Genomic DNA, 24,410 nt, shown 5'->3' on the forward strand with positions numbered 1-24,410 from the left:
ACAAGCGTTCATGGGAACCAAAACTGCAACTGACTCGACTGTAGCACGGCGACACCCCGATTGACCGGGGACTTTTCTGCTCAACAGATCACGTTTGCCGGGCCCGGGAAAGGGGGACGGCGCCCCGCCGGAGCGGGGCGCCGCCTGGTTGTACGACCCTCGATCAGGGCGCCGGACGCAGGGCCGGACTCAAGGCCGGACCCGGTGCCGGACTCAGTACCGGCCGACGGGCTCCGGCGGCATGGTGGTGCCGACCAGCTGGGTCGGCTCCTCGCCGTGGCCCTTGACGTCACCGTGACCGGGCCACCACGCACGGCGACCGAGCAGGGCGGTGAGCGCCGGGGTGAAGAACATCGACATCACGAAGGCCGCGATGATGATGCCGATGGCGATCGAGAAGCCCATCTCGCTCATCATCGTGTTGCCGGCCAGCAGCATGGTGCCGAAGGTCGCGGCCAGGATGAAGCCGGCCGCGGCCACCGTCGGGCCGCCGTGGCGGATGGCCTGGCTGGCCGCCTCGCGGGGGCTGCGGCCCTCGCGGGCCTCCTCGCGCAGTCGGGCGATCATCAGGATGTTGTAGTCGGTGCCGATCGCGACCACGAACAGGTAGATCAGGATCGGCAGCATGAACATCAGTCCGGACTCGCCCTTGAAGTCCTGGAACACCAGGGTGGTGGCACCGAGGGTGGCGCCGAACCCGAGGCCGACCGAGGCCATCAGGTACCACGGGGCGACCACGCTGCGCAGCAGCAGGCCGAGGATGATCATGATCAGCACCGCGGCGATCGGGAACACCAGGCTGTAGTCGTGCGCCATCGCGGTGTTGATGTCCTTCAGCACCGAGGTGGTGCCGGCCACGTAGGCCTTGGTGCCGGCCGGCGCCTCGTTGTGGGCGACCGTGCGGACCTTGCCGATGGTGTCGATGGCCTTGTTGGTGGTGGACTGGTCCTTCAGCACGACGGTGACGTCGACGGTGAGCCCGTCCTTGCTGATGCCGCGGTCCGGGGTGGGCAGCGCGGCGGCGGCCACGCCGTCGACCTTGCCCAGGTCGTTCACGTAGCCCTGCAGCCCGGCGACGTCGATCTTGTTGCCGTTCTGGCTGGTCAGCAGGATGTGGGCCGGGTCGGCGGCGCCGGCCGAGTAGGCCTTGATCATGGTGTTCTGGACGACCATCGACTCCTTGTCCTTCGGCATGGCACTGCCGGCCATGTCGAAGGTGCCCTGGTAGCCGAGGGCGGCGATCGCCAGGCCGACCATCACCAGGCCGGAGACCAGGGCGGCCCCGGCCGGACGACGGCCCACGGTGCGGCCGATGGCGGCGAAGCGGGCGTTCGAGGGCTCGCGCTGCCAGGCCTTGGAGGGCCAGAACAGGACCTTCTGCGGGATCAGGCAGAGGATCGCGGGCACCAGGGTGACCGAGGCGAGCGCGGTGACGCCGACGGCGATGGCCAGCGAGGGGCCGAGCGCCTTGAACATGCCGAGGCTGGACAGCACCAGCACGGCGAAGGCGACCACGACGGCGCCGGCGGCGGAGGTGATGGCCTCGCCGACCCGGCCGACGGCGTTGGCCACGGCCTCCTTGCGGTTGTCCCCGGCCCGCAGCCGCTCTCGGTAGCGGAACATCAGGAACAGGAAGTAGTCGGTGCCGACGCCGTAGAGCACGACGGTCAGGATCTGCGACATCGAGCTGTCGGCCTTGAGGCCGAACCAGTCGCTCGCGAAGCCGATCAGACCGGTGGCGACCAGCGAGTAGATGATCACGGAGACGACCGGCAGCAGCGCGACGATCGGGCTGCGGAAGATGATGCCGAGCGTGAGCAGGATGATCACGACCGTGCCGAGGCCGATCAGGATGCCCGCCTTGTCGCTGGACTCCTTCTGGTCCAGCGCGGTCGCCGCGTCGCCGCCGACCTGGAACTTCAGGTTGCTGCCGGCGGCGAGCTCCTTGCCGTCCTCGCGGATCTTCTTGGCGGCGTCGGTGTACTCCGGCTGCTGCATCTTGCTCTTGTCGATGGCGACCAGCGCCATCGCGTACTTGTGGTCCTTGGAGTAGGAGCCCGTCTGGTCGGAGACCGGCAGGACCTGCTCGACCAGCGGGATCTTCTTGTCGGCCAGGCCCTGGGTGACCTTGTCCATGGCCGCCTGGTCGTTCGCGTCCAGCGCGGCGCCGTCGGTGCGCTCGAAGAGCAGCAGCGCGGACGGCGACTTGTCGGACGGGAAGGCCTTCTGCTGGACGTCCGCCGCCTGGATGGACTCGTAGTGCTTCGGCAGGAAGGCCGCTTGGTCGGTGTTGGTGGTGAGTGCGGGAGCGGACCCGATGATCGCGACCGCCGCGATCAGCCACGCTCCGATCACCCACCAGGCGCGACGGACGACGAAGTGTCCTAGTCGGTGGAACATGCTCGAATGCCTCCTGGGCATGGTTCACCGCAGCCCTTGGGGGACGGGACGCCGGGCGACGGCAGGAACGGCCGGGCCGCGCGCACTGGCGCTCCCTAGCCGGTCGGCAGGTAAGTGGGACTGGGCGTCATCCTACGAGTACCTGCTTGCCGCGCGGCAAGGAGCCCCCGTGTTCCAACCCCCGTACGGGACCGACCCGAACCGGCCCCGCCCCAGTGTCTCCTGCCCGCAAGGCGATTGACCTCGTGCTCCGGGTGGAGTCATCTCCCCCTCAGGGTGGAGTCCGCCCCCTACCCCGGGGGAGGAGAGATCAGGGTCCCGGGGTAGGGGTGGACCCACCCCATCCCGGGGGCCGGGTCCACCCCGAGCTTCACCCCGGGAACGGGGACCCGCCGCGCGGCCGGGCGGCCGTGCGTCATGATGATCACCGTCCGGAATCCTCCGGACGCACGGATGAACGGCCGCGGAACGGAGCCCAGCCATGATCCCCTTCGACGAGGACCGCGCCCGGCTGCTGCTCGCCGGGGCCTGCGCGGCCGCCGGACTGCCCGACCCGGCCGGGGCCCGGCTGATCGCGCTCGGCGAGAACGCCGTCTTCGACCTCGGCGACCCGGCCGTGGTCGCCAAGGTCGGCCGCGCCCCCGAACTGCACGAGCGGGCCCGGCGCGAACTGACCGTCGCCCACTGGCTCGCCGGACAGGGCATCCCGGTGGTCGACCCCTACGGGGAGGTGGCCCCCGGACCCCGACTCGCCCACGGCCACCCGGTCACCTTCTGGCACCGGCTCGCCCCCGCCGTCCGCCCGGCCCGCCCGGTCGACCTCGCCCCGCTGCTGCGCGCCCTGCACGCGCTGCCGCTGCCGCCCTTCCCGCTCGGCCGGCGCGACCTGCTCGCACCGGTCGAACGCTGGCTGGCCTCCGCCGAGGGGCACGTCGACCCGGCGGACGTCGACTTCCTGCGCCGGCGCCGGGACTCCTTCGCCGCCGCCCTGCCCGACCTCGCGCCGCAGCTGCGCCCCGGGGTGATCCACGGCGACGCGCTGCCGCGCAACGTCCACGTCGGCCCGGACGGACCGGTGCTGCTCGACCTGGAGACCTTCGCCGACGACCTGCGCGAGCACGACCTGGTGGTCCTCGCGCTCGCCCACGACCGCTACGGCGTGCCGGCCGAGGAGTACCGGGCGTTCACCGAGGCGTACGGGCGGGACGTGCGGGACTGGCCCGGGTTCGCGGTGCTGCGCGGGGCCCGGGAGACCGCCAGCGCCTCCTGGGTCGCCCAGCAGGCGGTCGGCAACCCGGCGGCGCTCGCGGAGTTCGGCCGGCGGGTCGCCTCGCTCCGGGAGGGGGCCACCGAAGTGCGCTGGTACCCGTTCTGACCGGGCAGGGGCGGGCGCGCTGAGCGGCGGACGCCGAACCGGTCGAGTGTGAGAAGACTCTTACGCCGGAGCGGTCCGGCCCGCAACCGGGACACGTACGATCGGCGTCCTATCGCACAGTCATCCTGACCGAGGGATCGGCCCCCTTCTCGCCCCTCAGGAGCCGCCGTCATGCACCGGACCGCCCCCCGTCGCCGCTCCCCCTCCCCCTCACTCCCCGGCCGTCCGGCCGGCCGTCGGCGGCTGGTCGCGGGCTGCATCGCGGTGGCCGCCGCGCTGGGCCTGTCCGCGTGCGGCACCGCCAGCGGTGCGCTCCAGCCGACCACCGCCGCCGCGGCCACCACCACCCCGGCGCAGCCGACCGGCGGCGCGGCCGCGAGCATCGCGCCCGGCCCCGGCTCGGGCCCCGGCTCCGACGCCGCCACCGGTGCCGCGGCCCCGCCCGCCGCCGTCAAGCCGCACCCGCCCACCACGCCCGGCCGGAGCCCGGCCGGCGGCACCCACGACGCGCCCGCCTCCGCGCCCGCGCCGTCGGCCCCGCCCGCCCACACCGGATCGCCGACCAGGGTGATCGGCTCCACCGCCTCCGGCGGCCGCACCGTGGCGCTCACCTTCGACGACGGCCCCGGCCCGGCCACCGGCCAGATCCTCGACCTGCTCGCCCAGTACCACGTCAAGGCCACCTTCTGCGAGATCGGCCAGAACGCCGCCGCCAACCCGGCCCTGGTCAAGCGGGTGCTGGCCGAGGGGCACCGGCTGTGCGACCACAGCGTCCACCACCCGCAGCCGTTCGAGAAGCTCCCGCACGACAAGGCGGTGTACGAGATCAGCGCCGCCCGGGACATGATCGTCAAGGCCGGCGGCCCGGGCACCCGGGTCGGCTGGTTCCGCGCGCCCGGCGGCGGCTTCAACGCGGACAACGAGCACATCACCGCGAGCCTCGGGATGTCCTCCCTCGGCTGGTCCGTCGACCCGCGCGACTGGTCCCGCCCCGGCGTGCCCGCGATCGTCGCCACCGTGCAGAAGCAGCTCAAGCCCGGCGGGGTGATCCTGATGCACGACGGCGGCGGCGACCGCAGCCAGACCGTGGCCGCGCTCAAGCAGCTGCTGCCCTGGCTGGTCGCCCAGGGGTACACCTTCGACTTCCCCGCCTCGTAGGGCGGGCGGGCCTCCGGGGCGGGCGGGCCGTCAGGCGTCGTCCCCCGCCGTCGCCCTGGACGGCCAGCGGGGGTCGACCACCGCCTGCGGGTCCTTGCCGCGGCGCAGCCAGGACTGCAGGCCCTCGGCCCACTCCCGGTACCAGCCGACCTGGCGCCGGTGCAGTTCGGCGGGCGCCACCTCCCCCACCTCGGCCGGGTAGCGCCCGGCCAGGGCGACGGCGACCCGCACGGCGGCGAGGGCGTCGCTGCCCGCCTCGTGGGCGTCCGTCAGCTCGACGCCGTACACCTCGCAGACGCGTTGCAGGGTGCGGGAGCCCTTGCGGTACCTGTCCACCGCCCGGTCGATCACCAGCGCGTCCAGCACCGGCCCGACCGGGGCGCCGAGGCGGTCGGCGAGCGTGGGCAGCCCGTACCGGCGCAGCTCGGCGTCGAGCAGCGAGAGGTCGAAGGGCGCGTTGAACGCCACCACCGGCCGGCCGTCCGCGATCCGCGCGCAGAGCGCCGCGGCTATCTCCTCCACCGCCTCCTTGGCCTGCCGCCCCCGGCCGCGGGCCACCGCGTCCCCGATCCCGTGGATCGCCTCCGCCTCGGCGGGGATCGGCACCCCGGGATCGAGCAGCCAGTTGGCGGCCTCCACCCGGACGGCACCGACCGTGTCCACGAGCGCGGCCGTGACGATGCGGTCCACGGCCGGGTCGGTGCCCGTGGTCTCCAGGTCGAAGCCGACCAGTGGCTGCTGCCACCAGCTCATCAGGTCTGTCCTTCCGTCCTCCTGCACGAAGCCCCTATCATCACCCGCCCCACCGACAACCCGGCCGCCGGGGATCCGCCCGGGCCCGGTCCAGGTGCCGGGCGGGGCCCGCACCCGGGGTGAACTCCGGTATCCCCCGGAGGGGTTGACAGGCTCGTTCCGGTCGGGGTGGCAGGCGGTGCGGCCTACCGGGCGGTGGTGCGGGTGGTCAGGGCGAGGCGGCTGGGGAGGAGGCAGGCGGCCAGGGCGAGTGCCAGGCAGAGTGCCGCGCCGGCGCCGAGCGGGAGCCAGGGCAGGCGGAGGGGGACGGTGGCCTGTCCGGCGAGGATGCGGTGGTCGAGCAGCGCGGTGGTGCCGTACTGGGTGAGGGCGGTGACGGCGAGGGCGAGCACGGTGGCGGTGGCGACCACCAGGACGGCCTCCAGGGCGACCGTCTGCAGCACCTGGCGGCGGACGGTTCCGGCCAGGCGCAGCACGGTGAAGTCGCGGCGGCGGTCGGCGGTGCTCATCACCATGGTGTTGACGATGGCGATCAGCGCGTAGAGGAGTGCCGGGCCGAGGATGGTCGTGGTGGCGATCCAGGCGTAGTGGGCGCCCTGGTCGGGGCCGGGGTTGCGGGCGTCGGTGAGGGTGCCGCCGAGCCGGTCGGCGGGTTCGGCGCCGAGGTGGACGGCGTCGGGGCGGGCGCCGGCCAGGTGGGCGGTGACGGTGTCGCCGCTGAGCAGGATCTCGTCCAGGCCGAGCTGGGTCCGGTAGACGAGGGCGAGCCGAAGGCTGGTGACGGTGCCGTCGGCGAGGCGCAGGTTGATCTGGTCGCCGAGTTTCCAGCCGTGGCCGCGGGCCTGGTGGGTGGAGGCGGCGAGGGTGGCGCCGTGCAGGTCGGCGGCGGTGCCGGCGACGGCGGGCAGGGTCCAGGCGGTGGCGAGGTCGCCGTCGACGACGGTGGCGGCGGAGGGCACGGTGGCGGGCGAGTCCTCGCCGTGGTCGTCGAAGGCGGGCCGGTCGGCGCCGAGGCCGGTGACGACGGTGGCGGTGGTGGCGGTGGCGTGCAGGCCGGGCCGGTCGGCGGTGAGCCGGTGGGCGGCGTCGGCGGGCAGTGGGGCGGCGCCGGGGCGCAGCACGTAGCGGGCGGCGGCGGTGGCCCGGTTCTGGGCGGTCATGGCGTCGGCGAAGGCGGCGGTGGAGCCGATCACGGTGCCGGCGAGCGCGATGGTGAGGAAGGCGGGGGTGGCGGTGGAGACGGTGCGGCGCACGGCGGTGAGCGCGTTCTGCCGGGCGAGCAGCGGGGCGGCGGCGGTGAGCCGGGCGAGCGGGGCGCTGAGCAGCCGGAGCAGGACGGGGACGAGGACGGGCGCGAACAGGGCGAGGGTGGTGATGGTGAGCAGGTCGGCGCCGAGCACCCACTGGGAGGCGAGTTGGGGGTCGTCGGGCTGGTCGCCGGGGGCGGGCGGCATGGTGTCGGCGGACAGGTAGTAGCCGACGGTGCCGGCCAGGGCGAGCAGGGAGAGCAGGGCGCCGGCCCAGCGCGGTCCGGTCATCACCCTGCGGTCGGCGGCGGCGTCGCCGAGCGCCTCGACGGCGCGCACCCGGCCGGCCCGGACGGCGGCGGTGACGGCACCGAGCAGGGCGACCAGCAGGCCGACGGCGGCGGCGAGCAGCATCGGGCCGACGGCGGGCCGGGCGGTGAAGCCGGCCGGGGCGGCGCCGCGGTCGACCAGCCAGGCGGCCAGGGCGGGCGCGCCGGGCAGTGCGAGCAGGCAGCCGCTGACGGCGGAGGCGAGGGCGACGACGGCGGCCTCGCCGGTGATCAGTCCGACGATCTGCCGGGGGGTGGCGCCGACGGCGCGCAGCATCGCGATCTCCTGGCGGCGCTGGGCGACGGCGAAGGCGAAGGTACCGGCGACGACGAAGACGGCGACGAAGGCGGCCATCGCGGAGGTGAACTGGAGCACCTTGTGCAGGGAGGGCGCGCCGAGCGGGGAGTCGTCGCCGGCGGTGCGGTTGAGCAGGCTGCCGGTGGTGGCGACCAGGGTGACGCCGAGGGTGAGGGCGACGTAGGAGCCGGCGAAGGCGGCCTTGCGGCGCCGCAGGCCGGCGGCGGCGACGGGCAGCAGGGTGCCGAACGACCGCCGGCCGGCGGTGCTCTCGGTGGGCTCGCTCATGCCACGGTCTCCAGGGCGGTCATCCGCTCGGCGACCTGCTGGGCGGTGGGGCGCGGCAGGTCGTCGACGATCCGGCCGTCGGCGAGGAAGAGCACGCGGTCGGCGTAGGAGGCGGCGACCGGGTCGTGGGTGACCATGACGGTGCTCTGGCCCTCGCGGTCGACGAGTTCGCGGAGCAGGGTGAGCACGTCGCGGCTGCTGGAGCTGTCGAGGGCGCCGGTCGGCTCGTCGGCGAACAGCATCCGGGGCTTGGTGATCAGGGCGCGGGCGATGGCGACGCGCTGCTGCTGGCCGCCGGAGAGCTGGGAGGGCAGGTGGCCGGTGCGCTCGCCGAGGCCGACCTGGGCGAGTGCGCGGTGCACCTCGGCGCGGTCGGGGCGCCGCCCGGCCAGGCGCAGCGGCAGGCCGACGTTCTGTTCCGCGGTGAGCGAGCCGACCAGGTTGAACGCCTGGAAGACGAAGCCGAGTTGCTGTCGGCGCAGGACGGTGAGCCGGGTCTCGGTGAGCCCGGCGAGGTCGGTGCCGGCCAGGACGACCCGGCCGCTGTCGGGGCGGTCGAGCCCGGCGCTGCACTGCAGCAGGGTGCTCTTGCCGGAGCCGGAGGGGCCCATCACGGCGGTGAAGGTGCCGCGGTCGAAGCTGACGTCCACCCCCCTGAGCGCGTGGACGGCCTCCGGGCCGGTGCCGTAGGTGCGGTGTACGTCTTCGAGGCGCAGTACGGCCCCGTCATCCCCCGTGATCTTCACAGCGGCTACACCTACCACGGGCGTCACGGCGCTGACCAGCCGCTTTGGGGGAATCGTTACGGCGCGGACCGGTGCGGGCCGGTGCGGCGTGGACCGTCGGGGCGCGGGCCGGTGCGGACCGCTACGGCGCGGGCCGGTGCATGGCGACGTCGATCGGGTCCTCGGCGACGACGGTGAAGCCGTGCCGCTCGTACAGCCGCCGGGCGGCGCTGCCGCGCAGGACGACCAGGTGGACGGGTTCGCCCGCGGTGTCGGCCTCGGCGAGGAGGTGGCGCAGCACGGCGGTGCCGAGGCCCCGGCCCTGGAGGCGGGGGGCCAGGTAGAACAGTTCCAGGTGGCGCCCGCCGCGTTCGTCGGGGCGGATCGTGACGCACCCGGCGAAGGCCCCGTCGACCCGCAGCACCGAGGTGTGCCGGACGGAGAAGGACTTCCGTACCCGTTCCCGGGAGCGGTCCGGGTCCCAGCGGCCGAGGCGTTCCAGGTCGGCGCGCATGACCTGGGCCTTGAGGTCGACGATGGGGTCGAGGTCCTCGGGGCCGGCCGGTACCAGGGTCCAGGTGGGGAGGCTGTTCACGGCGCGCAGTGTTCCACCGGCGCCCCGCCCCTGACCAGGGGTTTTCTCAGGACACGTTCCGGGAGTCCGCCCAGATCCCCTCGAACTCCTCGCGGTAGACCTCCAGCAGGCCCGGTTCGCTGCCGCCCGGCTGCTGGCCGGCGCCGCCGCGCAGGATCAGGGCCGGGGACTCCATGCCCCGGGAGCGGCGCAGGTAGGGCTGGATGACGCCGAGGTCGCGGCTCTGCCGCCGGCCGGCCACCGGGCCGGTGGGGCGGGGGCCCTCGACCAGGTAGGCGGTGAAGCGCGGGGTCTCGTCGAAGACCCGGATCTCGAAGCCGCCCTGGTCCCGCAGCCGGGCCCGGACCCGCCGCACGTGCATGATGTTCATCTCGATCGAGCGGGACAACTCGCCGCGGGAGAGCCCGAGTTCGCGTTCGCGGCGGCGCACCGCGCTGCTCGCCGGGTTGAGGAACAGCAGCCGGACCCGGCAGCCCTCGCCGGCCAGCCGGACCAGCCGTTTGCCGGTGTAGTTCTGGCAGAGCATGCCGAGGCCGATGCCGAGCGCGTCGAGGCGTCGGGCACCGTCCAGCAGGTCCTCGACGGGCAGGTCGCGCTGCAGCCGGACCCGGTCGGCGTGCACCGCGACCACGTCGGCGTAGCGGCCGGCGACCAGGGACTCCACCACGTCGGCGGGCACCCCGCCGGCGCCGCCGTCCAGGACGGCGAGCAGCCGGGCGGCGGCGCGCTCGGTCTGGGCCAGCACGGTCTGGGTGAGCACCCGGTTGCGGGAGACCACGTGCCGGGCCACTTCCAGTTCGTCCAGGGCGAGTTCGATCTCGCGCCGGTCGGCGAGGTAGGGCTCGAAGCAGGGCCAGTGCTGGACCATGAGTTCGCGCAGTTGGGGCAGGGTGAGGAAGACCAGCGGGTCGTCGTCGGCCGGGTCGAGCAGGTAGCCCTTGCGGCGGCTGACCTCGCGCACCGCGCCGGCCCGGTGGGCCCACTCCTCGCCGGCCGGTCCGGCGGCGGCGGTGACCCAGTCCTCGCCGTGGGCGGGGGCGTAGATCGGGTGCAGCACCTCGTCGACCAGGGAGCGCAGCCGCTGTTCGACCAGGTTGAGCCAGACGTAGGCGCGGCCGGACAGCCGGACCCGCTGGTAGGACTCCTCCCACTCGCCGGCCGACCAGGCGAGCGCGGGGACCTCGACCGGGCCGGCCTGGGCGGGGACGAGGGCCCGGCCGGTCAGGGTGGGGCGCATGACGACCGTGGGCGCCTCGCTGCGGGTACCGCCTCGGTCGGGGCCGTCGGGCCCGGGGCCGCGGCCGCCAGCGGGGAACACCATGCGCCACCTCATCTGCGGCTGACCTCCGCAGGGGCGGGGGCCGTTGACGGGCCGTTGACAAGCACCGGTCGGCCGGGGCGGCCGGACGATCAAGGGTACTGCCCGCCGCGAGCCGCCCGCAGCCGGATGGACCAGGGGCCCGTCCGCACCATTGGCCCCACCGGTCGCAACGGCGCCCGCACTCTTCACACGAATGCCCGCCGGACACCCGTTCGGAGCAACCCCGGCGGTACCTCCCGGCCGCCGGGGAGGCGCTCGGGGAGTATCTCCGGGAGTGTGCGGGCTGTGCCGTGCGTCACGGCGCGCGGAGCCCGCACATGCCCGGCCGCCCGGCCGGGAAGAGAGCGTCCGGGTCCGGCCGGGTCGTCCGACCGTACATCCGAATGGACGTCAGTTCCGGTATGCCACAAGGAAGTTGTCACAAGGAAGTTGAGGACTCATGCAGGTCTGGCCCGGTAAGCCCTACCCCCTCGGTGCCACCTACGACGGGGCCGGCACCAACTTCGCGGTGTTCTCGGAGAGTGCCGACCGGATCGAGCTGTGCCTGATCGACGGGGACGGCTCGGAGACCGCCGTCGAACTGCGCGAGACGGACGCCTTCGTCCGGCACGCCTACCTCCCGGGCGTCCAGCCCGGCCAGCGCTACGGGTTCCGGGTGCACGGCCCGTACAACCCGGGCCTGGGCCAGCGGCACAACAGCGCCAAACTGCTGCTGGACCCGTACGCCAAGGCGATGAGCGGCCACATCGACTGGGACGAGTCCGTCTACGGCTACCACTTCGGCGCCCCCGAGCGCCGCAACGACCTCGACTCCGCCCCGCACACGATGCACTCGGTGGTGATCAACCCGTACTTCGACTGGGGCACCGACCACCCGCCGCGCACCGACTACCACCGCACCGTCATCTACGAGGCCCACGTCAAGGGCCTCACCCGGCTGCACCCGGGCATCCCCGAGGAGATCCGCGGCAGCTACGCGGGCCTGGCCCACCCGGCGGTCATCGAGCACCTGGCCAAGCTCGGCGTCACCGCGATCGAGCTGATGCCGGTGCACCAGTTCGTCCGCGACCACCGGCTGCGCGACCTCGGCCTGGCCAACTACTGGGGCTACAACACCATCGGCTTCTTCGCCCCGCACTCCTCCTACTCCTCCACCGGCGACCGCGGCCAGCAGGTGCAGGAGTTCAAGTCGATGGTCAAGGCGCTGCACGCGGCCGGGATCGAGGTCATCCTCGACGTCGTCTACAACCACACCGCCGAGGGCAACCACCTCGGGCCGACGCTGTCGCTGCGCGGCCTGGACAACGTCTCCTACTACCGCCTCGCCCAGGACCAGCGCTTCTACGAGGACACCACCGGCACCGGCAACAGCCTGCTGATGCGCAGCCCGCACGTGCTCCAGCTGATCATGGACTCGCTGCGCTACTGGGTCACCGAGATGCACGTGGACGGCTTCCGCTTCGACCTCGCCGCCACCCTGGCCCGGCAGTTCCACGAGGTGGACCGGCTGTCCTCGTTCTTCGACCTGGTCCAGCAGGACCCGGTGGTCTCCCAGGCCAAGCTGATCGCCGAACCCTGGGACCTCGGCGAGGGCGGCTACCAGGTCGGCAACTTCCCACCGCTGTGGACGGAGTGGAACGGCATGTACCGGGACACCGTGCGCGACCTGTGGCGCGGCGAGAACGCCGCCCTGGCCGAGTTCGGCTCCCGGCTCACCGGCTCCTCCGACCTCTACCAGGACGACGGCCGCCGCCCGATCGCCTCCATCAACTTCGTCACCTGCCACGACGGTTTCACCCTGCGCGACCTGGTCTCCTACAACGACAAGCACAACCAGGCCAACGGCGAGGACAACCGGGACGGCGAATCCTTCAACCGCTCCTGGAACTGCGGCGTCGAGGGCCCCAGCACCGACCCGGCCGTCGAGGAGCTGCGCGCCCGCCAGCAGCGCAACCTCATCGCCACCCTGATGCTCTCCCAGGGCGTGCCGATGCTCTCGCACGGCGACGAACTCGGCCGCACCCAGCAGGGCAACAACAACGCCTACTGCCAGGACAACGAACTCGCCTGGGTGCACTGGCCCGAGGGCGACGGCCCGGCGGCCCGGCTGCTGGAGTTCACCCAGGGGATGATCTGGCTGCGCCGCGACCACCCGGTGTTCCGGCGGCGGCGGTTCTTCCACGGGCGGGCGGTGAGCGGCTACGACGACCTCACCGACATCGCCTGGTTCACCCCCGCCGGGGAGGAGATGACCAAGCGCAACTGGGGCGCCAGCTACGCCAAGTCGCTGACCGTCTTCCTCAACGGCTACGCGATCTCCGAGCCGGACCGGCGCGGCGGGCGGATCGTCGACGACTCCTTCCTGCTGATGTTCAACGCCCACTTCGAACCGCTGGAGTTCACCGTGCCCGCCGGCCACGGGCAGGAGTGGCAGGTCGTGGTCGACACCGCCCAGCCCCGGCTGCCCGCCCCCGGCGGCGGGGCGAGGGTCAAGGCCGGGGACGCGCTGTGGCTCACCGACCGCTCGCTGCTGGTGCTGCAGCGGCCCGCGTGAGGCTCCCGGGGCCGGGTGAGGGACTCGGGGCCGGGTGACGTTCCCGGGCCCGTGCGAGGCCCTCGGGGCCGGGTCCGTGCGGGGATCCCCGGCCCGGCGTAGGGATCTCGCGGTCACCTGTTCGGGTCAGCTGCGGGTCTTGGCGGCGGGCCCGGCCGGGTACCTATGGACCTATGACCTCCGCCGCCGAGCCCGCGCAGCCCCGCCCGGCCGCTACCCGCCCCACCGCCAGCTACCGCCTCCAGCTCCAGCCCGGATTCACCCTGCGCGACGCCACCGCCGCCGTCCCCTACCTGGCCGCGCTCGGCGTCTCCCACCTGCACCTCTCCCCGCTGCTGGAGGCCACCCCCGGCTCCACCCACGGCTACGACACCGTCGACCACACCCGGATCAGCGAGCAGCTCGGCGGCGAGACCGCCCTGCGCGCCCTGGCCGCCGAGGCGCACCGGCACGGCCTGGGACTGATCGCCGACGTCGTCCCCAACCACATGGCCGTGCCCGTCCCCGAACGGCTCAACCACCCGCTCTGGCAGGTGCTCCGGGACGGGCCCGACTCGCCGTACGCCCGCTGGTTCGACATCGACTGGACGGCGCAGCCCGGCCCCGCCGACGCCCCCGCGCGCGGGCGGGTGCTGCTGCCGCTGCTCGGCGACCGGCTCGGCGTCGTCCTCGACCAGCTGGTGGTGGACGGGGACACGCTGCGCTACCACCGGCACGAGCTGCCGCTGCGCCCGGGCACCGCCGGGCTGCCGCTGCCCGAACTGCTGGCCCGCCAGTGGTACCGGCTCGCCTGGTGGCGCCTCGCCCGCACCGAGCTCAACTACCGGCGGTTCTTCACCGTCAACGAGCTGATCGCCGTCCGGGTCGAGGACCCGGAGGTCTTCGCCGCCACCCACGCCGTGCTGCTGCGGCTGCACGCCGACGGGGTCCTGGACGGCTTCCGGATCGACCACCCGGACGGGCTCGCCGACCCGCGCGGCTACCTGCGCCGGCTGGCCGGGGCCACCGGCGGCGCCTACATCGTCGTCGAGAAGATCCTCACCGGCGAGGAGCGGCTGCCCGCGGACTGGCCGGTGGCCGGCACCACCGGGTACGACGCGCTGCGCCGGATCGACGGCGTGCTCCTCGACCACGCGGGCGCCGGGCGGCTCGCCGGGGCGTACCGGGCCTTCCTGCACGGCGAGCCGGCGGGCGGGCCGGTCCAGGGCAGGTGCGAGGACCCGCATCCGGCGGTGGCCGCCGCCCGGCGCGGCCGGGCCGACATGACCGGGCCCGGCGGCGAGCTGAGCGCCGAGATCGAGCGGCTGGTCCGGATCGCGCTGCGGATCGGCGCCGCCGAACCCGCCCACGCCGACCACGCGCCCTGGCAGCTGCGCGCGGCCCTGCGGCGGCTGCTCACCGACTACCCCGCGTACCGGCCGTACTCGCGGCCCGGGGAACCCGCCGCGGACCCCGACCTGGCCGTGGACGACGCGGACGACCCGACCGTGCGGCTGGTCGCCGCGCTGGCGCTGGGCGAGCTGGGGCGCGGCCCCGACCACGAGGAGTTCTGCGCCCGCTTCGCCCAGACCGCCGCCGCGGTCGCCGCCAAGGGCGTCGAGGACACCGCCTTCTACCGCTGGAACGCCCTGCCCGGCCTCAACGAGGTCGGCGGCGAACCGGCCCGGCCCGGGCTGCCCCCGGCCGGGTTCCACGGCTGGTGCCGCTACCTGGAACAGGCCTGGCCGCACAGCATGACGGCGCTCTCCACCCACGACACCAAGCGCAGCGCCGACGCCCGGGCCCGGCTCGCCGTCCTCGCCGAGCAGCCGGAGGCCTGGGCCGCCGAGGCCGCCGCCTGGTCCACCGCCGCCGGGCCCGCCGCCCCCGGACTCGACCGCGACACCGACTGGCTGCTCTGGCACACCCTGGTCGCCGCCTGGCCGATCGACCCGGACCGGCTGGTCGCCGCCCTGCTCAAGGCCGCCCGGGAGGCCAAGCTGCACACCTCCTGGACCGCCCCCGACCCGCGCTACGAACAGGCCCTGGAACAGCGCGCCCGCGCCGTGTACGGCAACGCCGGGCTGCTCCCCCGGATCGAGGGCACCGTGCGGGCGCTCGGCCCGTACGCCCGCGCCAACACCCTGGCCGCCGCCCTGCTGCACCTGACCGTCCCGGGCGTGCCCGACCTCTACCAGGGCAGCGAGGAGCCGCTGTACACCCTGGTCGACCCGGACAACCGGGGCGTGGTCGACCTCGGCGCGCTGGCCGTACGGCTCACCGACGCGGCCACCCCGCGCCCCGGCGACCTCGCCCGGGAGAAGCTGCACCTCACCGCCACCGCCCTGCACCTGCGCCGCTCCCGCCCGCTCGGCGCGTACCGGCCGCTGGACGCCCCCGAGCACCTGCTCGCCTTCGCCCGCGGGGCGGACGTGGTCACCGCCGTCACCCGGCTGCCGTACGGGCTGGCCCGGGCGGGCGGCTGGCGGGACGCCGTCCTGGAGCTGCCGGCCGGCGGGCCCTGGACGGACCTGCTGTCGCTGCGCGGCTTCCCGGCCGGGCCGGTGCCGGTGGCCGAGCTGCTGGCGGCGTCGCCGGTGGCGCTGCTGACGAGGAGGGGCTGAGGATGGCACGGTACGAGGTGTGGGCGCCGTACGCCTCGGTCCGCGTCCGGGTCGAAGTCGACGGCGTGGAGCACGAGTTGGCGCGCTGCCCGGAGCGCACGGGCTGGTGGTCCGGCGAGGCGCCCGAGGGCGACTACGCCTTCCGGCTGGACGACGGCCCGGCACTGCCCGACCCGCGCTCGCCCCGGCAGCCGCACGGACCCGACGGCCCCAGCCGGGCGGTGGACCACGCCGCCTTCCACTGGTCGCGGACCGGCTGGCGCGGGCGCGCACTGCCCGGCGCGGTGCTCTACGAACTGCACATCGGCACCTTCACCGCGCGCGGCACCTTCGACGCGGCCGCCGAACACCTCGACCACCTGGTCGAGTTGGGGGTCGACTTCGTCGAACTGATGCCGGTCTGCCCGTTCCCCGGCCGGCACGGCTGGGGCTACGACGGGGTGTCACCGTGGGCCGTGCACGAGCCCTACGGCGGACCGGAGGGACTCAAGCGCTTCGTGGACACCGCGCACCGCAAGGGCCTCGGGGTGGTCCTCGACGTGGTGCACAACCACCTCGGCCCGTCCGGCAACCACCTTCCCGCGTACGGCCCGTACTTCACCGACCGGCACCACACCCCGTGGGGCTCGGCGGTCAACCTGGACGCGCCCGGCTCGGACGAGGTGCGGGCCTACCTGATCGGCAGCGCGCTGGCCTGGATGCGCGACTACCGGATCGACGGCCTGCGGCTGGACGCGGTGCACGCCCTCGTGGACGACCGGGCCGTCCACTTCCTGGAGGAACTGTCGTACGCCGTCGAGCGGTTGGCCGTCACGGAGAACCGCCCGCTGTTCCTGGTCGCCGAGTCCGACCTCAACACCCCACGCACCACCGCCGCCCGGGAGGCCGGCGGCCACGGCCTCACCGCCCAGTGGAGCGACGACTTCCACCACGCCCTGCACTGCGCGCTCACCGGCGAATCCCAGGGCTACTACGGGGACTTCGCCCGCGCGCCGCTCGCCGCCCTGGCCAAGGCGCTGCGCCACGGCTTCTTCCACGACGGCGGCTGGTCCACCTTCCGGGAGCGCGGCCACGGACGGCCGTTCGGCTCGACGGCGGGCCACCGGCTGCTCGGCTACCTGCAGACCCACGACCAGGTCGGCAACCGGGCGCTCGGCGACCGGATCTCCACCTCGCTGCCGCCCGGCCGACTGGCCTGCGGCGCCGCGCTGGTGCTCACCTCGCCGTTCACCCCGATGCTGTTCATGGGCGAGGAGTGGGGCGCCGCCACCCCGTGGCAGTACTTCACCGACCACACCGACCCGGAGCTGGCGGAGGCCGTCCGACGGGGCCGGCGGCGGGAGTTCGCCGAGCACGGCTGGGCCGCCGAGGCCGTGCCGGACCCGCAGGAGCCGGCCACCCTGCTGCGCTCGGTGCTCGACTGGACCGAGCCCCGGCGCGCCCCGCACTCCGAACTGCTCGACTGGTACCGGACGTTGATCCTGCTACGGCGCACCCGGCCGGAGCTCGCCGATCCGGACCTCGGCGCGGTGCGGGTGGTGTACGACGAGGCGGCGGGCTGGCTGGTGGTGCACCGGGGGCCGTACCGGGTCGCGGTCAACCTGGGCCCGGGCGAGGCGGCGGTGCCGCTGGCGGGCACCGGGCGGGAGGTGGTGGCGGCCTTCGGGGCGGCGGCGCTGGCGGGGACGGGGGCGCCGGAGGGTACGGGGGTGCCGGAGGGCGGGGCGGTGCGGCTGGCGGCGGACTCGGTGGCGGTGGTACTGACCGGCTGATTCACCAGAGGAAAGTGCCGATCCGCGCCTTGAGCGAGGCCGCGTCCAGGCCGTAGGCGGCCAGGTGCTCGGGGATCGCGCCGTACTGCCGGTGCTCCTCCCGGGGCACGCCCAGGGCCAGCACCCGGTGCGGGCGGTCGGCCAGCGCCGCGTGCGCCTCGTTCGCCGAGGTGCCCGCCAGGTACGGCTCCACCAGCACCACGTCCGCCCTCTCGCCCAGCGCGGCGCGCAGCCCGGCGGCGTCGAAGGGGCGCACCGTCGCCGCGTACAGCACGGTCACGTCCAGGCCCTCGGTCGCCGCCAGCACCGCGTCCAGCATCGGGCCGACGGCCAGCACCACGCCCCGGCCGCCGGTGCGCACGGTGGCGAAGCGGCCGGGCTCGACCGCGACCGGCGCGTCGTTCTGGTGGGCGGACAGCCGGACGTACACGTTGCGGTCACCGTCCGCGTAGGCATGGCGCAGCAGTTGCTCGGCCTCGTCCGGGTGGCCGGGGACGTGCACCGTCCAGTCCGGGAGGGTGTCCAGCAGGGCGACGTCGCCCGGGGACATGTGGGTGCGGCCGCCGGCCGGCCAGTCGTAGGAGCCGGCCGCGCTCACCAGCACCGCGCCGACGCCCTGGTGGACCAGGTCCAACTTGACCTGCTCCCAGGGTCGTTCGATCAGGAAGCTGGCGAAGGTGTGGGCGATCGGCCGCATCCCGGTCAGCGCCAGCCCGCCGGCCGCGCCGATCAGCAGCTGCTCGCGGATGCCGACGTTGACCACCCGGTCGGGATGGCGCCGCTGGGCGGGTTCGAAGGCGGCGGCGGTGATGTCGGCGAGCACCACGGCCAGCCGGGGGTCCTCGTCCAGCAGGCGGGTGGTGACGTCGACGAAGCGGTCGCGCATGGTGTCCATCGGTGAAGTGCCTCTCATCGTCCGGCGGTTGACTGGATGTCGACTGGATAGGGGTCAGGGGTTCTTGGGCTCGACCCGGGCGACCACCGCGTGCGGGCGGCCCGGGTGCTCGGCGGTGTACGCCCGGTGCAGCGCCTCGTGGTCGCGGCCGTCGACGGTCGCGGTGGACCAGCCCTCGGCGGCGAACCGCTGGGCGATGCCGCCCCGCCAGCCGTGGGTGGCCGAGGAGTTGTCGATCACCACCACGTGCAGCCGGTCCAGCCCGGACGCGCCGGCGAAGGCCACCGCCTCGTGGTTGGAGCCCTCGTCGAACTCGGCGTCGCCGACCAGCACCCACACCGCCGGGTCGGTCAGCCCCTGCGCCCGCAGGCCGAGCGCGGTGCCGACGCCCAGCGGCAGACCGTGGCCGAGCGAGCCGGAGGAGATCTCCACGCCGGACAGCAGGGTGCGGTCCGGGTGGTGGCCGAGCGGCGAGTCGTAGCCGCCGAAGCTCGGCAGCACGGCCGGGTCGATGAAGCCCTTGGCCGCGAGCACGGCGTAGTAGGCCATCGGACCGTGCCCCTTGGAGAGCAGGAAGCGGTCGCGGTCCTCGGCCTCGGCGGTGTCCGGGGTCACCCGCAGCACCCGGTCGTACAGCACCCACAGCGCGTCCAGGGTGGAGGTGGCGGCGGGGCCGTGCTTCTCGTCGCCGGTCATCAGGGCCATCAGCGCCTGGAGGTCCTCGAAACGGGCCCCGGCCACGAGGTCCGTGCTGGTCTTCGTCGTCATGCGTCGATCGTGCAACTTAAAGCCAGCTTGAGGTCAAGCGGCTACAGTGGGTGCCCATGACCGCGACCTCCGACGGCGGCCGCCCCGCCGGCCCGCGCACCGGCGACCTGCTCACCATCGGCCAGCTGGCCGCCCGCAGCGGGCTCGCCGCCTCCGCCCTGCGCTACTACGAGAGCCTCGGCCTGATCCACGCCACCCGCACCGCCGGCGGCCAGCGCCGCTACCCGCGCGGCACGCTGCGCCGGATCGCGTTCGTCCGGGCCGCCCAGCGGGTCGGCCTCTCCCTGGACGAGGCCAAGGTCGCCCTGGACCGGCTGCCCGAACGGCCCGCCCCCAGCGGCACCGAGTGGGACGCCGTCGCCGCCTCCTGGCAGAGCCGGATCGACGAGCAGATCGCCGAGCTGGAACGGCTCAAGACCAAGCTCACCGGCTGCATCGGCTGCGGCTGCCTCTCGCTCACCCGCTGCGCCCTCTACAACGCCGAGGACCGGGCCGGCCGGACCGGCTCCGGCGCCCGCTACCTGCTCACCCGCGACCCGGAGAGCGGCCCCGAACCGGACCCGGTGCACGCCCCGGACGGCTGCGCCACCCGCCGGGCCGCACGCTGAGGCACGCACGCTGAACCCGTCGGGCCGCGCGCTGAAAAACCATTTGGCGCAGGGCCGTTGGTGTACCTACGGTGCGAGGCATGCTGCCCCCGGTGGAGACGGACGAGCAGGGGGACGCGGTCCTCCCCGACGAGTCGGTGCTGCGCCCGGGCGCCGAGGCGCTGTGCGCGCGCCTCGGCCTCGGCGGGCTGCCGCTGGAGCGCTTCGCGGCGGGGTCCGTCCCGGTCTACGCGGTGGGCGCCGAGCACGTGCTCAAGCTGTTCCCGGCCGGCAGCGCGCGGGACGCTCTGACGGAGGAACGCGTCCTGGCCTTCCTGGACGGCGCGCTGCCGATCCCCACACCATCCGTCCGGGCGGCCGGCGCGGACGTCAACGGCTGGCGCTACCTGCTGATGTCCCGGCTCCACGGCGAGGGCCTGGCCACCGCCTGGCCGCGCGTCCCGCCCGCCGAGCGCGGGCGGATCGCCCGCGACTGCGGCGAGGCGCTCGCCGCCCTGCACGCCCTGGACGCCGAGCCGCTCGCCGACGTACTCGGGCCCGAGGACTGGCCCGCCTTCCTGGACCGGCAGCGGGCCGGGGCCGTCGAGCGCCAGCGCGAACGCGGCCTGTCCGAGGCCTGGTTGGAGCAGATCCCGGACTTCCTCGCCGCCGCCCCGCTGCCGTCCGGCCCGTTCCCGTCCGGCCCGTTCCCGTCAGGACAGCAACGCGCCCTGCTGCACACCGAGTTCATGCGCGAGCACCTGATCACCGACCCTGCGGGCGGCTGGCGCCTCACCGGCCTGGTCGACTTCGAGCCCGCGATGATCGGCGACCCGGCCTACGACCTGGTCGCCGTCGGCCTGTTCACCACCCGCGCCGACCCGCACCTGCTCGGGCAGCTGCTCACCGCCTACGGCCGCTCCGTCGAGCCGCGCCTGCTGATGGCGTACACCCTGCTCCACGTGTACAGCGATCTACCGTGGTATCTCAGGGAGTTGAAGCCATCGGCGCGGACCCTGGAGACCCTCGCCGAGGAGTGGTTCGGGGTCGCCTGAGCCGGACCGTGAGGACGTCGCCCGCAGCCCCGGATCCCGGATCACCGCTCCCGTAGAGTTCCCTGACCGGCGATCGCCCCGAGGAGGAACGATGAACCATGACACCCAGGTGATCGTGGTCGGCGCCGGGCCGGTCGGACTGCTGCTCGCCGCCGAACTCCGCCTCGCCGGAGCCGAGACGATCGTCCTGGAGCAGCTCCCCCGGCCGTCCCCACGGCGCCGGGCCCCCGGGATCGGCCCGCTCGCCTTCGAGGCCCTGCAACGCCGCGGCCTCGAACTGCTGTTGGCCCTGCACCGGTGGGACGACGACGACGCTCCGGAGGATGCCCACCGGAAAGCCAAGGGCAAGAGCAGGGGCCGGGGCAAGCGCAGGGCCAAGGCCAAGGACGCCGGGGCGGTCGTCGAACCCGACCGCGGGAACGGGCACTTCGCCCGGATCGGGACGATCGACCCCGCGCTCCAGGAGGAGCCCGAGCGCCGGGGCCGGCCCATCGGGCAGTCCGGCCTGGAAGCCGCCCTGCGCGCCCACGCGGAGAACCTCGGGGTGCGGATCCGGCAGGCCCACACCGTGACGGGACTCCGGCAGGACGACCGGGGCGTCACCGTCTCCTTCACCGCCGGCACCGACTCGCCCCCGCAGTCGAGGTCCTACCGGGCGCCGTACCTGGTCGGCTGCGACGGCCACCTCAGCACCGTCCGCGAGCTGGCCGGCTTCGACTTCCCGGGCACCGGGCCGCTGGTCACCGGCCGCCGGGCCCGGGCGGACCTGGTCTCCTGGAAGGCCCTGCCACCCACCGTCCGGACTCCGCACGGCACCGTGCTGCACGGCGGGGGCTCGGTCGAGGTGTACGAGCCCGCCGTCCCGCACTCCGACCACCAGGGGCCGATCACCGCCGAGGAGTTGGAGGGCAGCGCCCGGCGGGCCGCCGACGCCCGGGTCTTCGTCACCCGGTTCACCGACGCCGTGAGCTTCACCGACCACGCCCACCAGGTCACCGACTACCGGAACGGCCGGATCCTGCTCGCCGGGGACGCCGCCCACGTCCACTCGCCGGGCAGCGGCCAGGGCCTCGACCTCGGGCTGCTGGACGCCGTCGCACTCGGCTGGCGGCTGGCCGCCGTGGTGCGCGAGGAGGCCCCGGAGGGCCTGCTCGACGGCTACACCGCCGAACGGCACCCGGTCGCCGCCGCCGTGCTGCACAACGCCCGCGCCCAGTCCGCCCTGCTGCTGCCCGGCCCGCACACCGAGGCCCTGCGGTCCATCGTCGCCGACCTGATGGACTTCCCCGAGGTGAACCGGTACTTCGGCCGGCTGCTGTCCGGGCTCGACACCCGCTACGACCTGCCGTACGCGCCCGCCGAGCCGCACCCCCGGCTCGGCCGGCCCGCCCCCGACCTGCTGCTCGACCTTCCGGGCGGCGGCAGCACCCGGCTGAGCCGACTCACCACCAGCGGCGGCTTCCTGCTGCTCGCCCCGCCCGGCAGCCCCGCGCTGGCGGCGGCCCGCGCCCGGCTGGACGACCGGCTGCGGGCCAGGGAGGTCACCGCGATCCACGGCGAGAACCTCTCCGCCGCGTTGATCCGCCCGGACGGCGTCATCGCCTGGACCTGCCGGGCGGGCGGCACCCCGGACCTCGCGCTGCTGGGCGCGGCGCTGGCGGCCTGGCTCGGGTGACGCGGCTTGCGGCTTGCGGCTTGGCGACTTGGCGACTTGCGGCTTGGCGACTTGCGACTTGCGGCTTGCGGGCTACTGCCAGGGGCGCGGATCGGTGCGCAGCAGGCTGTAGTAGACCATGTCGCGCCACTGCCCGTCCCGGAAGGCCATCGCCCGGTGCACCCCCTCGCGGGTGAAGCCCAGCTTCTCCAGCACCCGCTGCTCGGCGAGGTTCCCGGCCTCGGTGTCCGCCTCCAGTCGCATCACCGGGGTGTGCGCGAACAGGTAGTCCACCAGCAGGCGTTGGGCCGTGGTGCCGATCCCCCGCCCGCGCGCCTGCGGCAGCAGCTGCGCGCCGATGCTCCAGTACGGGGCGGTCGGGCGCGCGCCCTTGCGGCTGGCGGCGACGAAGCCGAGGAACTCGCCCGCGTCTCCCGCCACCGCGAACACCCACTGCTCCTCGCTCAGCAGTCCGTGCTCGGCCCACCGCCGGCGGAAGCGCTCGGGATCACCCCAGCCGTACCACTGGAACTCGCCCAGCGCGTCAGGGTCGTTCAGCATTCCGCCCATGGCGGTGAGGTCGGCTTCGGCTATCGGACGGAGGGTGATCTTCGTTGCGTTCACGCAGCCGCCAACGCCCGAGATCGTTCGACTGTTCCTCAGTCCGTCACCGAGCGGGCGACCCGGAAGCCGACGTCGTCGATCCGCAGCGTCGGGTGGCTGCGGCGGCGGACGGAGGCGCGGCAGCTCCAGTGCTCGTCGAACCAGCCGCCGCCGCGCAGGACGCGGTAACTTCCGTACACCTCGGGGTCGTAGCGCTCCCAGCACCACTCCCAGACGTTGCCGAGCAGGTCGTACAGCCCGTAGGCGTTGGGCCGCAACCCGCCGACCTCGTGCGGGCGTTCGCCGGAGTTGCCGCGGTGCCAGGCGATCTCGTCCAGCGGGCCGTAGCGCGGGCCGTCGGTGCCGGCGCGGCAGGCGTGCTCCCATTCGGCCTCGGTGGGCAGCCGGTAGCCGTCGGCGGTGCGGTCCCAGGCGACCTCCTCGCCGTCCGTCCCGTCGAGCTCGTAGGCGGCCCGGCGGCCCTCGCGCCGGGACAGTTCGTTGCAGTACCGGACGGCGTCGAGCCAGGAGACGCTGTGCGCCGGGCGGCGGTCGCCCGCGGCGCCCTCGTACTGCTCACGGGTGACCGGACAGGCCGCCAACTCGAACGCGGCCACCTCCACGCTCCAACTCCGCTGGGTGCGGCGGTCGGAGAGGGTGACGCGGCCGGGCGGAACGGCGATCAGTCCGGTACGGGGGTCCATGATCGGCGATCCTACGGCCCTGATCCGGCGGCGGCCCAGCTCCGGCCGGCGGCCTGCGGCCGTGCTGGGGCGACCCCTATGCCGACGACCCGATCCCGCCCACCAGGTCGACGGCGCCGCGCGCGGCCAGTTCCTCGGCGTGCGCGGGCAGCGGGGTGCCCGCGTGCAGGTGCGGCCGAACGACGGCGAGCGGCAGGCCGACGACGGCGAGGGTGACCCGGTCGAGGTCCAGCGGTGTCGCGGCGCCGAGCCGCTCGGCCAGCCCGGCCACCGCCCGCCGCACCCGGACCGCGGCCTGCCGTTCGCGCTTCAGCTGCTCCTCGGGCCACTCGGCCCGGCCGAAGGCGTGCACGCCGTGCAGCAGGACGACGGCCCGCTCCCGGTTCGCCCGGCTCCAGGCGACGACCTGCCGGGCGGCCGCCCCGGCGGCGGGGCGCGGCTCGGCGTCCGCGGCGAAGGCGGGCAGGTAGGCCGCGTGGAACTCGTCCAGCGTCCGCAGCCACAACTCGGCGAGCAGCGCCGAGCGCTGGGGGAAGCGGTGGTAGACGGAGCCGTTGGGTGCGCCGCTCTCGCGGGCCACGGCGGACATCGTGACGGCGGCCGGTCCACCGGTGGCGGCGAGGCGGACGGCGGCGTCGAGGAGGGTGGCTTCGTCGTGACGGGGTGGCCTGGGCATGCATTGGAGAGTACTCTCCAATTCAATTGGAGGGGCCCATCCAAAACCAG

At 74.5% G+C, this 24,410-nt stretch carries 19 protein-coding genes; 8 read left to right on the top strand and 11 right to left on the bottom strand.

All coding sequences use genetic code 11. The features are described 5' to 3' along the window. Positions 1-213: 213 nt before the first annotated feature. Entirely contained in the window at positions 214-2,400 is a 2,187-nt protein-coding gene (locus ABTZ03_RS21670; RefSeq protein ID WP_350514671.1) for an MMPL family transporter, read from the bottom strand. A 481-nt stretch (positions 2,401-2,881) separates the two neighbouring features. On the opposite strand from ABTZ03_RS21670, the gene ABTZ03_RS21675 reads away from it, so the two are divergent. Beyond that, positions 2,882-3,775, top strand: a complete 894-nt coding sequence (locus tag ABTZ03_RS21675) for an aminoglycoside phosphotransferase family protein (RefSeq protein ID WP_350514672.1) — start codon at positions 2,882-2,884, stop codon at positions 3,773-3,775. A 171-nt stretch (positions 3,776-3,946) separates the two neighbouring features. Beyond that, the gene (locus ABTZ03_RS21680; protein WP_350514673.1) at positions 3,947-4,933 is read left to right on the top strand and encodes a polysaccharide deacetylase family protein; all 987 of its coding nucleotides are present in this window, start codon (positions 3,947-3,949) and stop codon (positions 4,931-4,933) included. 30 nt (positions 4,934-4,963) lie between these two features. On the opposite strand, the gene ABTZ03_RS21685 is transcribed toward ABTZ03_RS21680, so the two are convergent. The 5 genes from ABTZ03_RS21685 to ABTZ03_RS21705 all read right to left on the bottom strand — a co-directional run bounded on the left by ABTZ03_RS21685 (position 4,964) and on the right by ABTZ03_RS21705 (position 10,489). Beyond that, positions 4,964-5,686 (bottom strand): exonuclease domain-containing protein, encoded by a 723-nt coding sequence (locus ABTZ03_RS21685; protein ID WP_350514674.1) that lies wholly within the window; start codon positions 5,684-5,686, stop codon positions 4,964-4,966. Positions 5,687-5,871: 185 nt separating this feature from the next. Next, on the bottom strand, positions 5,872-7,848 hold the full coding sequence (locus tag ABTZ03_RS21690; protein WP_350514675.1) for an FtsX-like permease family protein: 1,977 nt from the start codon (positions 7,846-7,848) through the stop codon (positions 5,872-5,874). Continuing rightward, a complete protein-coding gene (locus tag ABTZ03_RS21695; protein WP_502894541.1) occupies positions 7,845-8,594 on the bottom strand; it encodes an ABC transporter ATP-binding protein in 750 nt (249 codons plus the stop codon). The genes ABTZ03_RS21690 and ABTZ03_RS21695 overlap by 4 nt, the downstream gene beginning before the upstream one ends. A 121-nt stretch (positions 8,595-8,715) precedes the next feature. Next, on the bottom strand, positions 8,716-9,168 hold the full coding sequence (locus tag ABTZ03_RS21700; RefSeq protein WP_350514676.1) for a GNAT family N-acetyltransferase: 453 nt from the start codon (positions 9,166-9,168) through the stop codon (positions 8,716-8,718). Between the two features lie 46 nt (positions 9,169-9,214). Next, on the bottom strand, positions 9,215-10,489 hold the full coding sequence (locus tag ABTZ03_RS21705; protein ID WP_502894542.1) for a DUF5919 domain-containing protein: 1,275 nt from the start codon (positions 10,487-10,489) through the stop codon (positions 9,215-9,217). A 439-nt stretch (positions 10,490-10,928) separates the two neighbouring features. Between ABTZ03_RS21705 and glgX the strand changes: the two genes are divergently transcribed. The 3 genes from glgX (at position 10,929) to treZ (ending at position 17,418) form a co-directional block, all read left to right on the top strand. Continuing rightward, a complete protein-coding gene (glgX, locus tag ABTZ03_RS21710) occupies positions 10,929-13,043 on the top strand; it encodes a glycogen debranching protein GlgX (RefSeq protein WP_350514677.1) in 2,115 nt (704 codons plus the stop codon). Positions 13,044-13,216: 173 nt separating this feature from the next. Further along, on the top strand, positions 13,217-15,646 hold the full coding sequence (treY, locus tag ABTZ03_RS21715; protein ID WP_350514678.1) for a malto-oligosyltrehalose synthase: 2,430 nt from the start codon (positions 13,217-13,219) through the stop codon (positions 15,644-15,646). A gap of 2 nt (positions 15,647-15,648) precedes the next feature. Further along, the gene (treZ, locus tag ABTZ03_RS21720; protein ID WP_350514679.1) at positions 15,649-17,418 is read left to right on the top strand and encodes a malto-oligosyltrehalose trehalohydrolase; all 1,770 of its coding nucleotides are present in this window, start codon (positions 15,649-15,651) and stop codon (positions 17,416-17,418) included. 1 nt (position 17,419) lies between these two features. Here treZ and ABTZ03_RS21725 read toward each other — a convergent pair whose 3' ends face one another. Beyond that, a complete protein-coding gene (locus ABTZ03_RS21725) occupies positions 17,420-18,313 on the bottom strand; it encodes a transketolase family protein (protein WP_350514680.1) in 894 nt (297 codons plus the stop codon). Between the two features lie 54 nt (positions 18,314-18,367). After that, complete coding sequence (locus tag ABTZ03_RS21730) at positions 18,368-19,081, bottom strand: thiamine pyrophosphate-binding protein (RefSeq protein WP_350514681.1); 714 nt, start codon at positions 19,079-19,081, stop codon at positions 18,368-18,370. A gap of 56 nt (positions 19,082-19,137) precedes the next feature. On the opposite strand from ABTZ03_RS21730, the gene soxR reads away from it, so the two are divergent. From soxR to ABTZ03_RS21745, 3 genes are all read left to right on the top strand, one after another. Then, entirely contained in the window at positions 19,138-19,689 is a 552-nt protein-coding gene (soxR, locus tag ABTZ03_RS21735) for a redox-sensitive transcriptional activator SoxR (protein WP_350514682.1), read from the top strand. Positions 19,690-19,769: 80 nt separating this feature from the next. Further along, on the top strand, positions 19,770-20,723 hold the full coding sequence (locus tag ABTZ03_RS21740; RefSeq protein WP_350514683.1) for an aminoglycoside phosphotransferase family protein: 954 nt from the start codon (positions 19,770-19,772) through the stop codon (positions 20,721-20,723). 91 nt (positions 20,724-20,814) lie between these two features. Next, complete coding sequence (locus ABTZ03_RS21745; protein ID WP_350514684.1) at positions 20,815-22,398, top strand: FAD-dependent monooxygenase; 1,584 nt, start codon at positions 20,815-20,817, stop codon at positions 22,396-22,398. A 72-nt stretch (positions 22,399-22,470) separates the two neighbouring features. Here ABTZ03_RS21745 and ABTZ03_RS21750 read toward each other — a convergent pair whose 3' ends face one another. The 3 genes from ABTZ03_RS21750 to ABTZ03_RS21760 form a co-directional block, all read right to left on the bottom strand. Next, the gene (locus ABTZ03_RS21750) at positions 22,471-23,001 is read right to left on the bottom strand and encodes a GNAT family N-acetyltransferase (RefSeq protein WP_350514685.1); all 531 of its coding nucleotides are present in this window, start codon (positions 22,999-23,001) and stop codon (positions 22,471-22,473) included. 35 nt (positions 23,002-23,036) lie between these two features. Next, a complete protein-coding gene (locus tag ABTZ03_RS21755; protein ID WP_350514686.1) occupies positions 23,037-23,684 on the bottom strand; it encodes a formylglycine-generating enzyme family protein in 648 nt (215 codons plus the stop codon). Positions 23,685-23,760: 76 nt separating this feature from the next. Continuing rightward, positions 23,761-24,360, bottom strand: coding sequence for a TetR/AcrR family transcriptional regulator (locus tag ABTZ03_RS21760; protein ID WP_350514687.1), 600 nt, complete (start codon positions 24,358-24,360; stop codon positions 23,761-23,763). Positions 24,361-24,410: the final 50 nt, after the last annotated feature.

The organism is Kitasatospora sp. NPDC096077 (assembly GCF_040303245.1).
Classification (GTDB): Bacteria; Actinomycetota; Actinomycetes; order Streptomycetales; family Streptomycetaceae; genus Kitasatospora.

What these genes read in the sequence shown, in the direction of transcription:
- ABTZ03_RS21670 (WP_350514671.1), bottom strand. Translation starts at nt 2,400, where the DNA reads ATGTTCCACCGACTAGGACACTTCGTCGTCCGTCGCGCCTGGTGGGTG.
- ABTZ03_RS21675 (WP_350514672.1), top strand. Translation starts at nt 2,882, where the DNA reads ATGATCCCCTTCGACGAGGACCGCGCCCGGCTGCTGCTCGCCGGGGCC.
- ABTZ03_RS21680 (WP_350514673.1), top strand. Translation starts at nt 3,947, where the DNA reads ATGCACCGGACCGCCCCCCGTCGCCGCTCCCCCTCCCCCTCACTCCCC.
- ABTZ03_RS21685 (WP_350514674.1), bottom strand. Translation starts at nt 5,686, where the DNA reads ATGAGCTGGTGGCAGCAGCCACTGGTCGGCTTCGACCTGGAGACCACG.
- ABTZ03_RS21690 (WP_350514675.1), bottom strand. Translation starts at nt 7,848, where the DNA reads ATGAGCGAGCCCACCGAGAGCACCGCCGGCCGGCGGTCGTTCGGCACC.
- ABTZ03_RS21705 (WP_502894542.1), bottom strand. Translation starts at nt 10,489, where the DNA reads ATGGTGTTCCCCGCTGGCGGCCGCGGCCCCGGGCCCGACGGCCCCGAC.
- glgX (WP_350514677.1), top strand. Translation starts at nt 10,929, where the DNA reads ATGCAGGTCTGGCCCGGTAAGCCCTACCCCCTCGGTGCCACCTACGAC.
- treY (WP_350514678.1), top strand. Translation starts at nt 13,217, where the DNA reads ATGACCTCCGCCGCCGAGCCCGCGCAGCCCCGCCCGGCCGCTACCCGC.
- treZ (WP_350514679.1), top strand. Translation starts at nt 15,649, where the DNA reads ATGGCACGGTACGAGGTGTGGGCGCCGTACGCCTCGGTCCGCGTCCGG.
- ABTZ03_RS21725 (WP_350514680.1), bottom strand. Translation starts at nt 18,313, where the DNA reads ATGGACACCATGCGCGACCGCTTCGTCGACGTCACCACCCGCCTGCTG.
- ABTZ03_RS21730 (WP_350514681.1), bottom strand. Translation starts at nt 19,081, where the DNA reads ATGACGACGAAGACCAGCACGGACCTCGTGGCCGGGGCCCGTTTCGAG.
- soxR (WP_350514682.1), top strand. Translation starts at nt 19,138, where the DNA reads ATGACCGCGACCTCCGACGGCGGCCGCCCCGCCGGCCCGCGCACCGGC.
- ABTZ03_RS21740 (WP_350514683.1), top strand. Translation starts at nt 19,770, where the DNA reads ATGCTGCCCCCGGTGGAGACGGACGAGCAGGGGGACGCGGTCCTCCCC.
- ABTZ03_RS21745 (WP_350514684.1), top strand. Translation starts at nt 20,815, where the DNA reads ATGAACCATGACACCCAGGTGATCGTGGTCGGCGCCGGGCCGGTCGGA.
- ABTZ03_RS21755 (WP_350514686.1), bottom strand. Translation starts at nt 23,684, where the DNA reads ATGGACCCCCGTACCGGACTGATCGCCGTTCCGCCCGGCCGCGTCACC.
- ABTZ03_RS21760 (WP_350514687.1), bottom strand. Translation starts at nt 24,360, where the DNA reads ATGCCCAGGCCACCCCGTCACGACGAAGCCACCCTCCTCGACGCCGCC.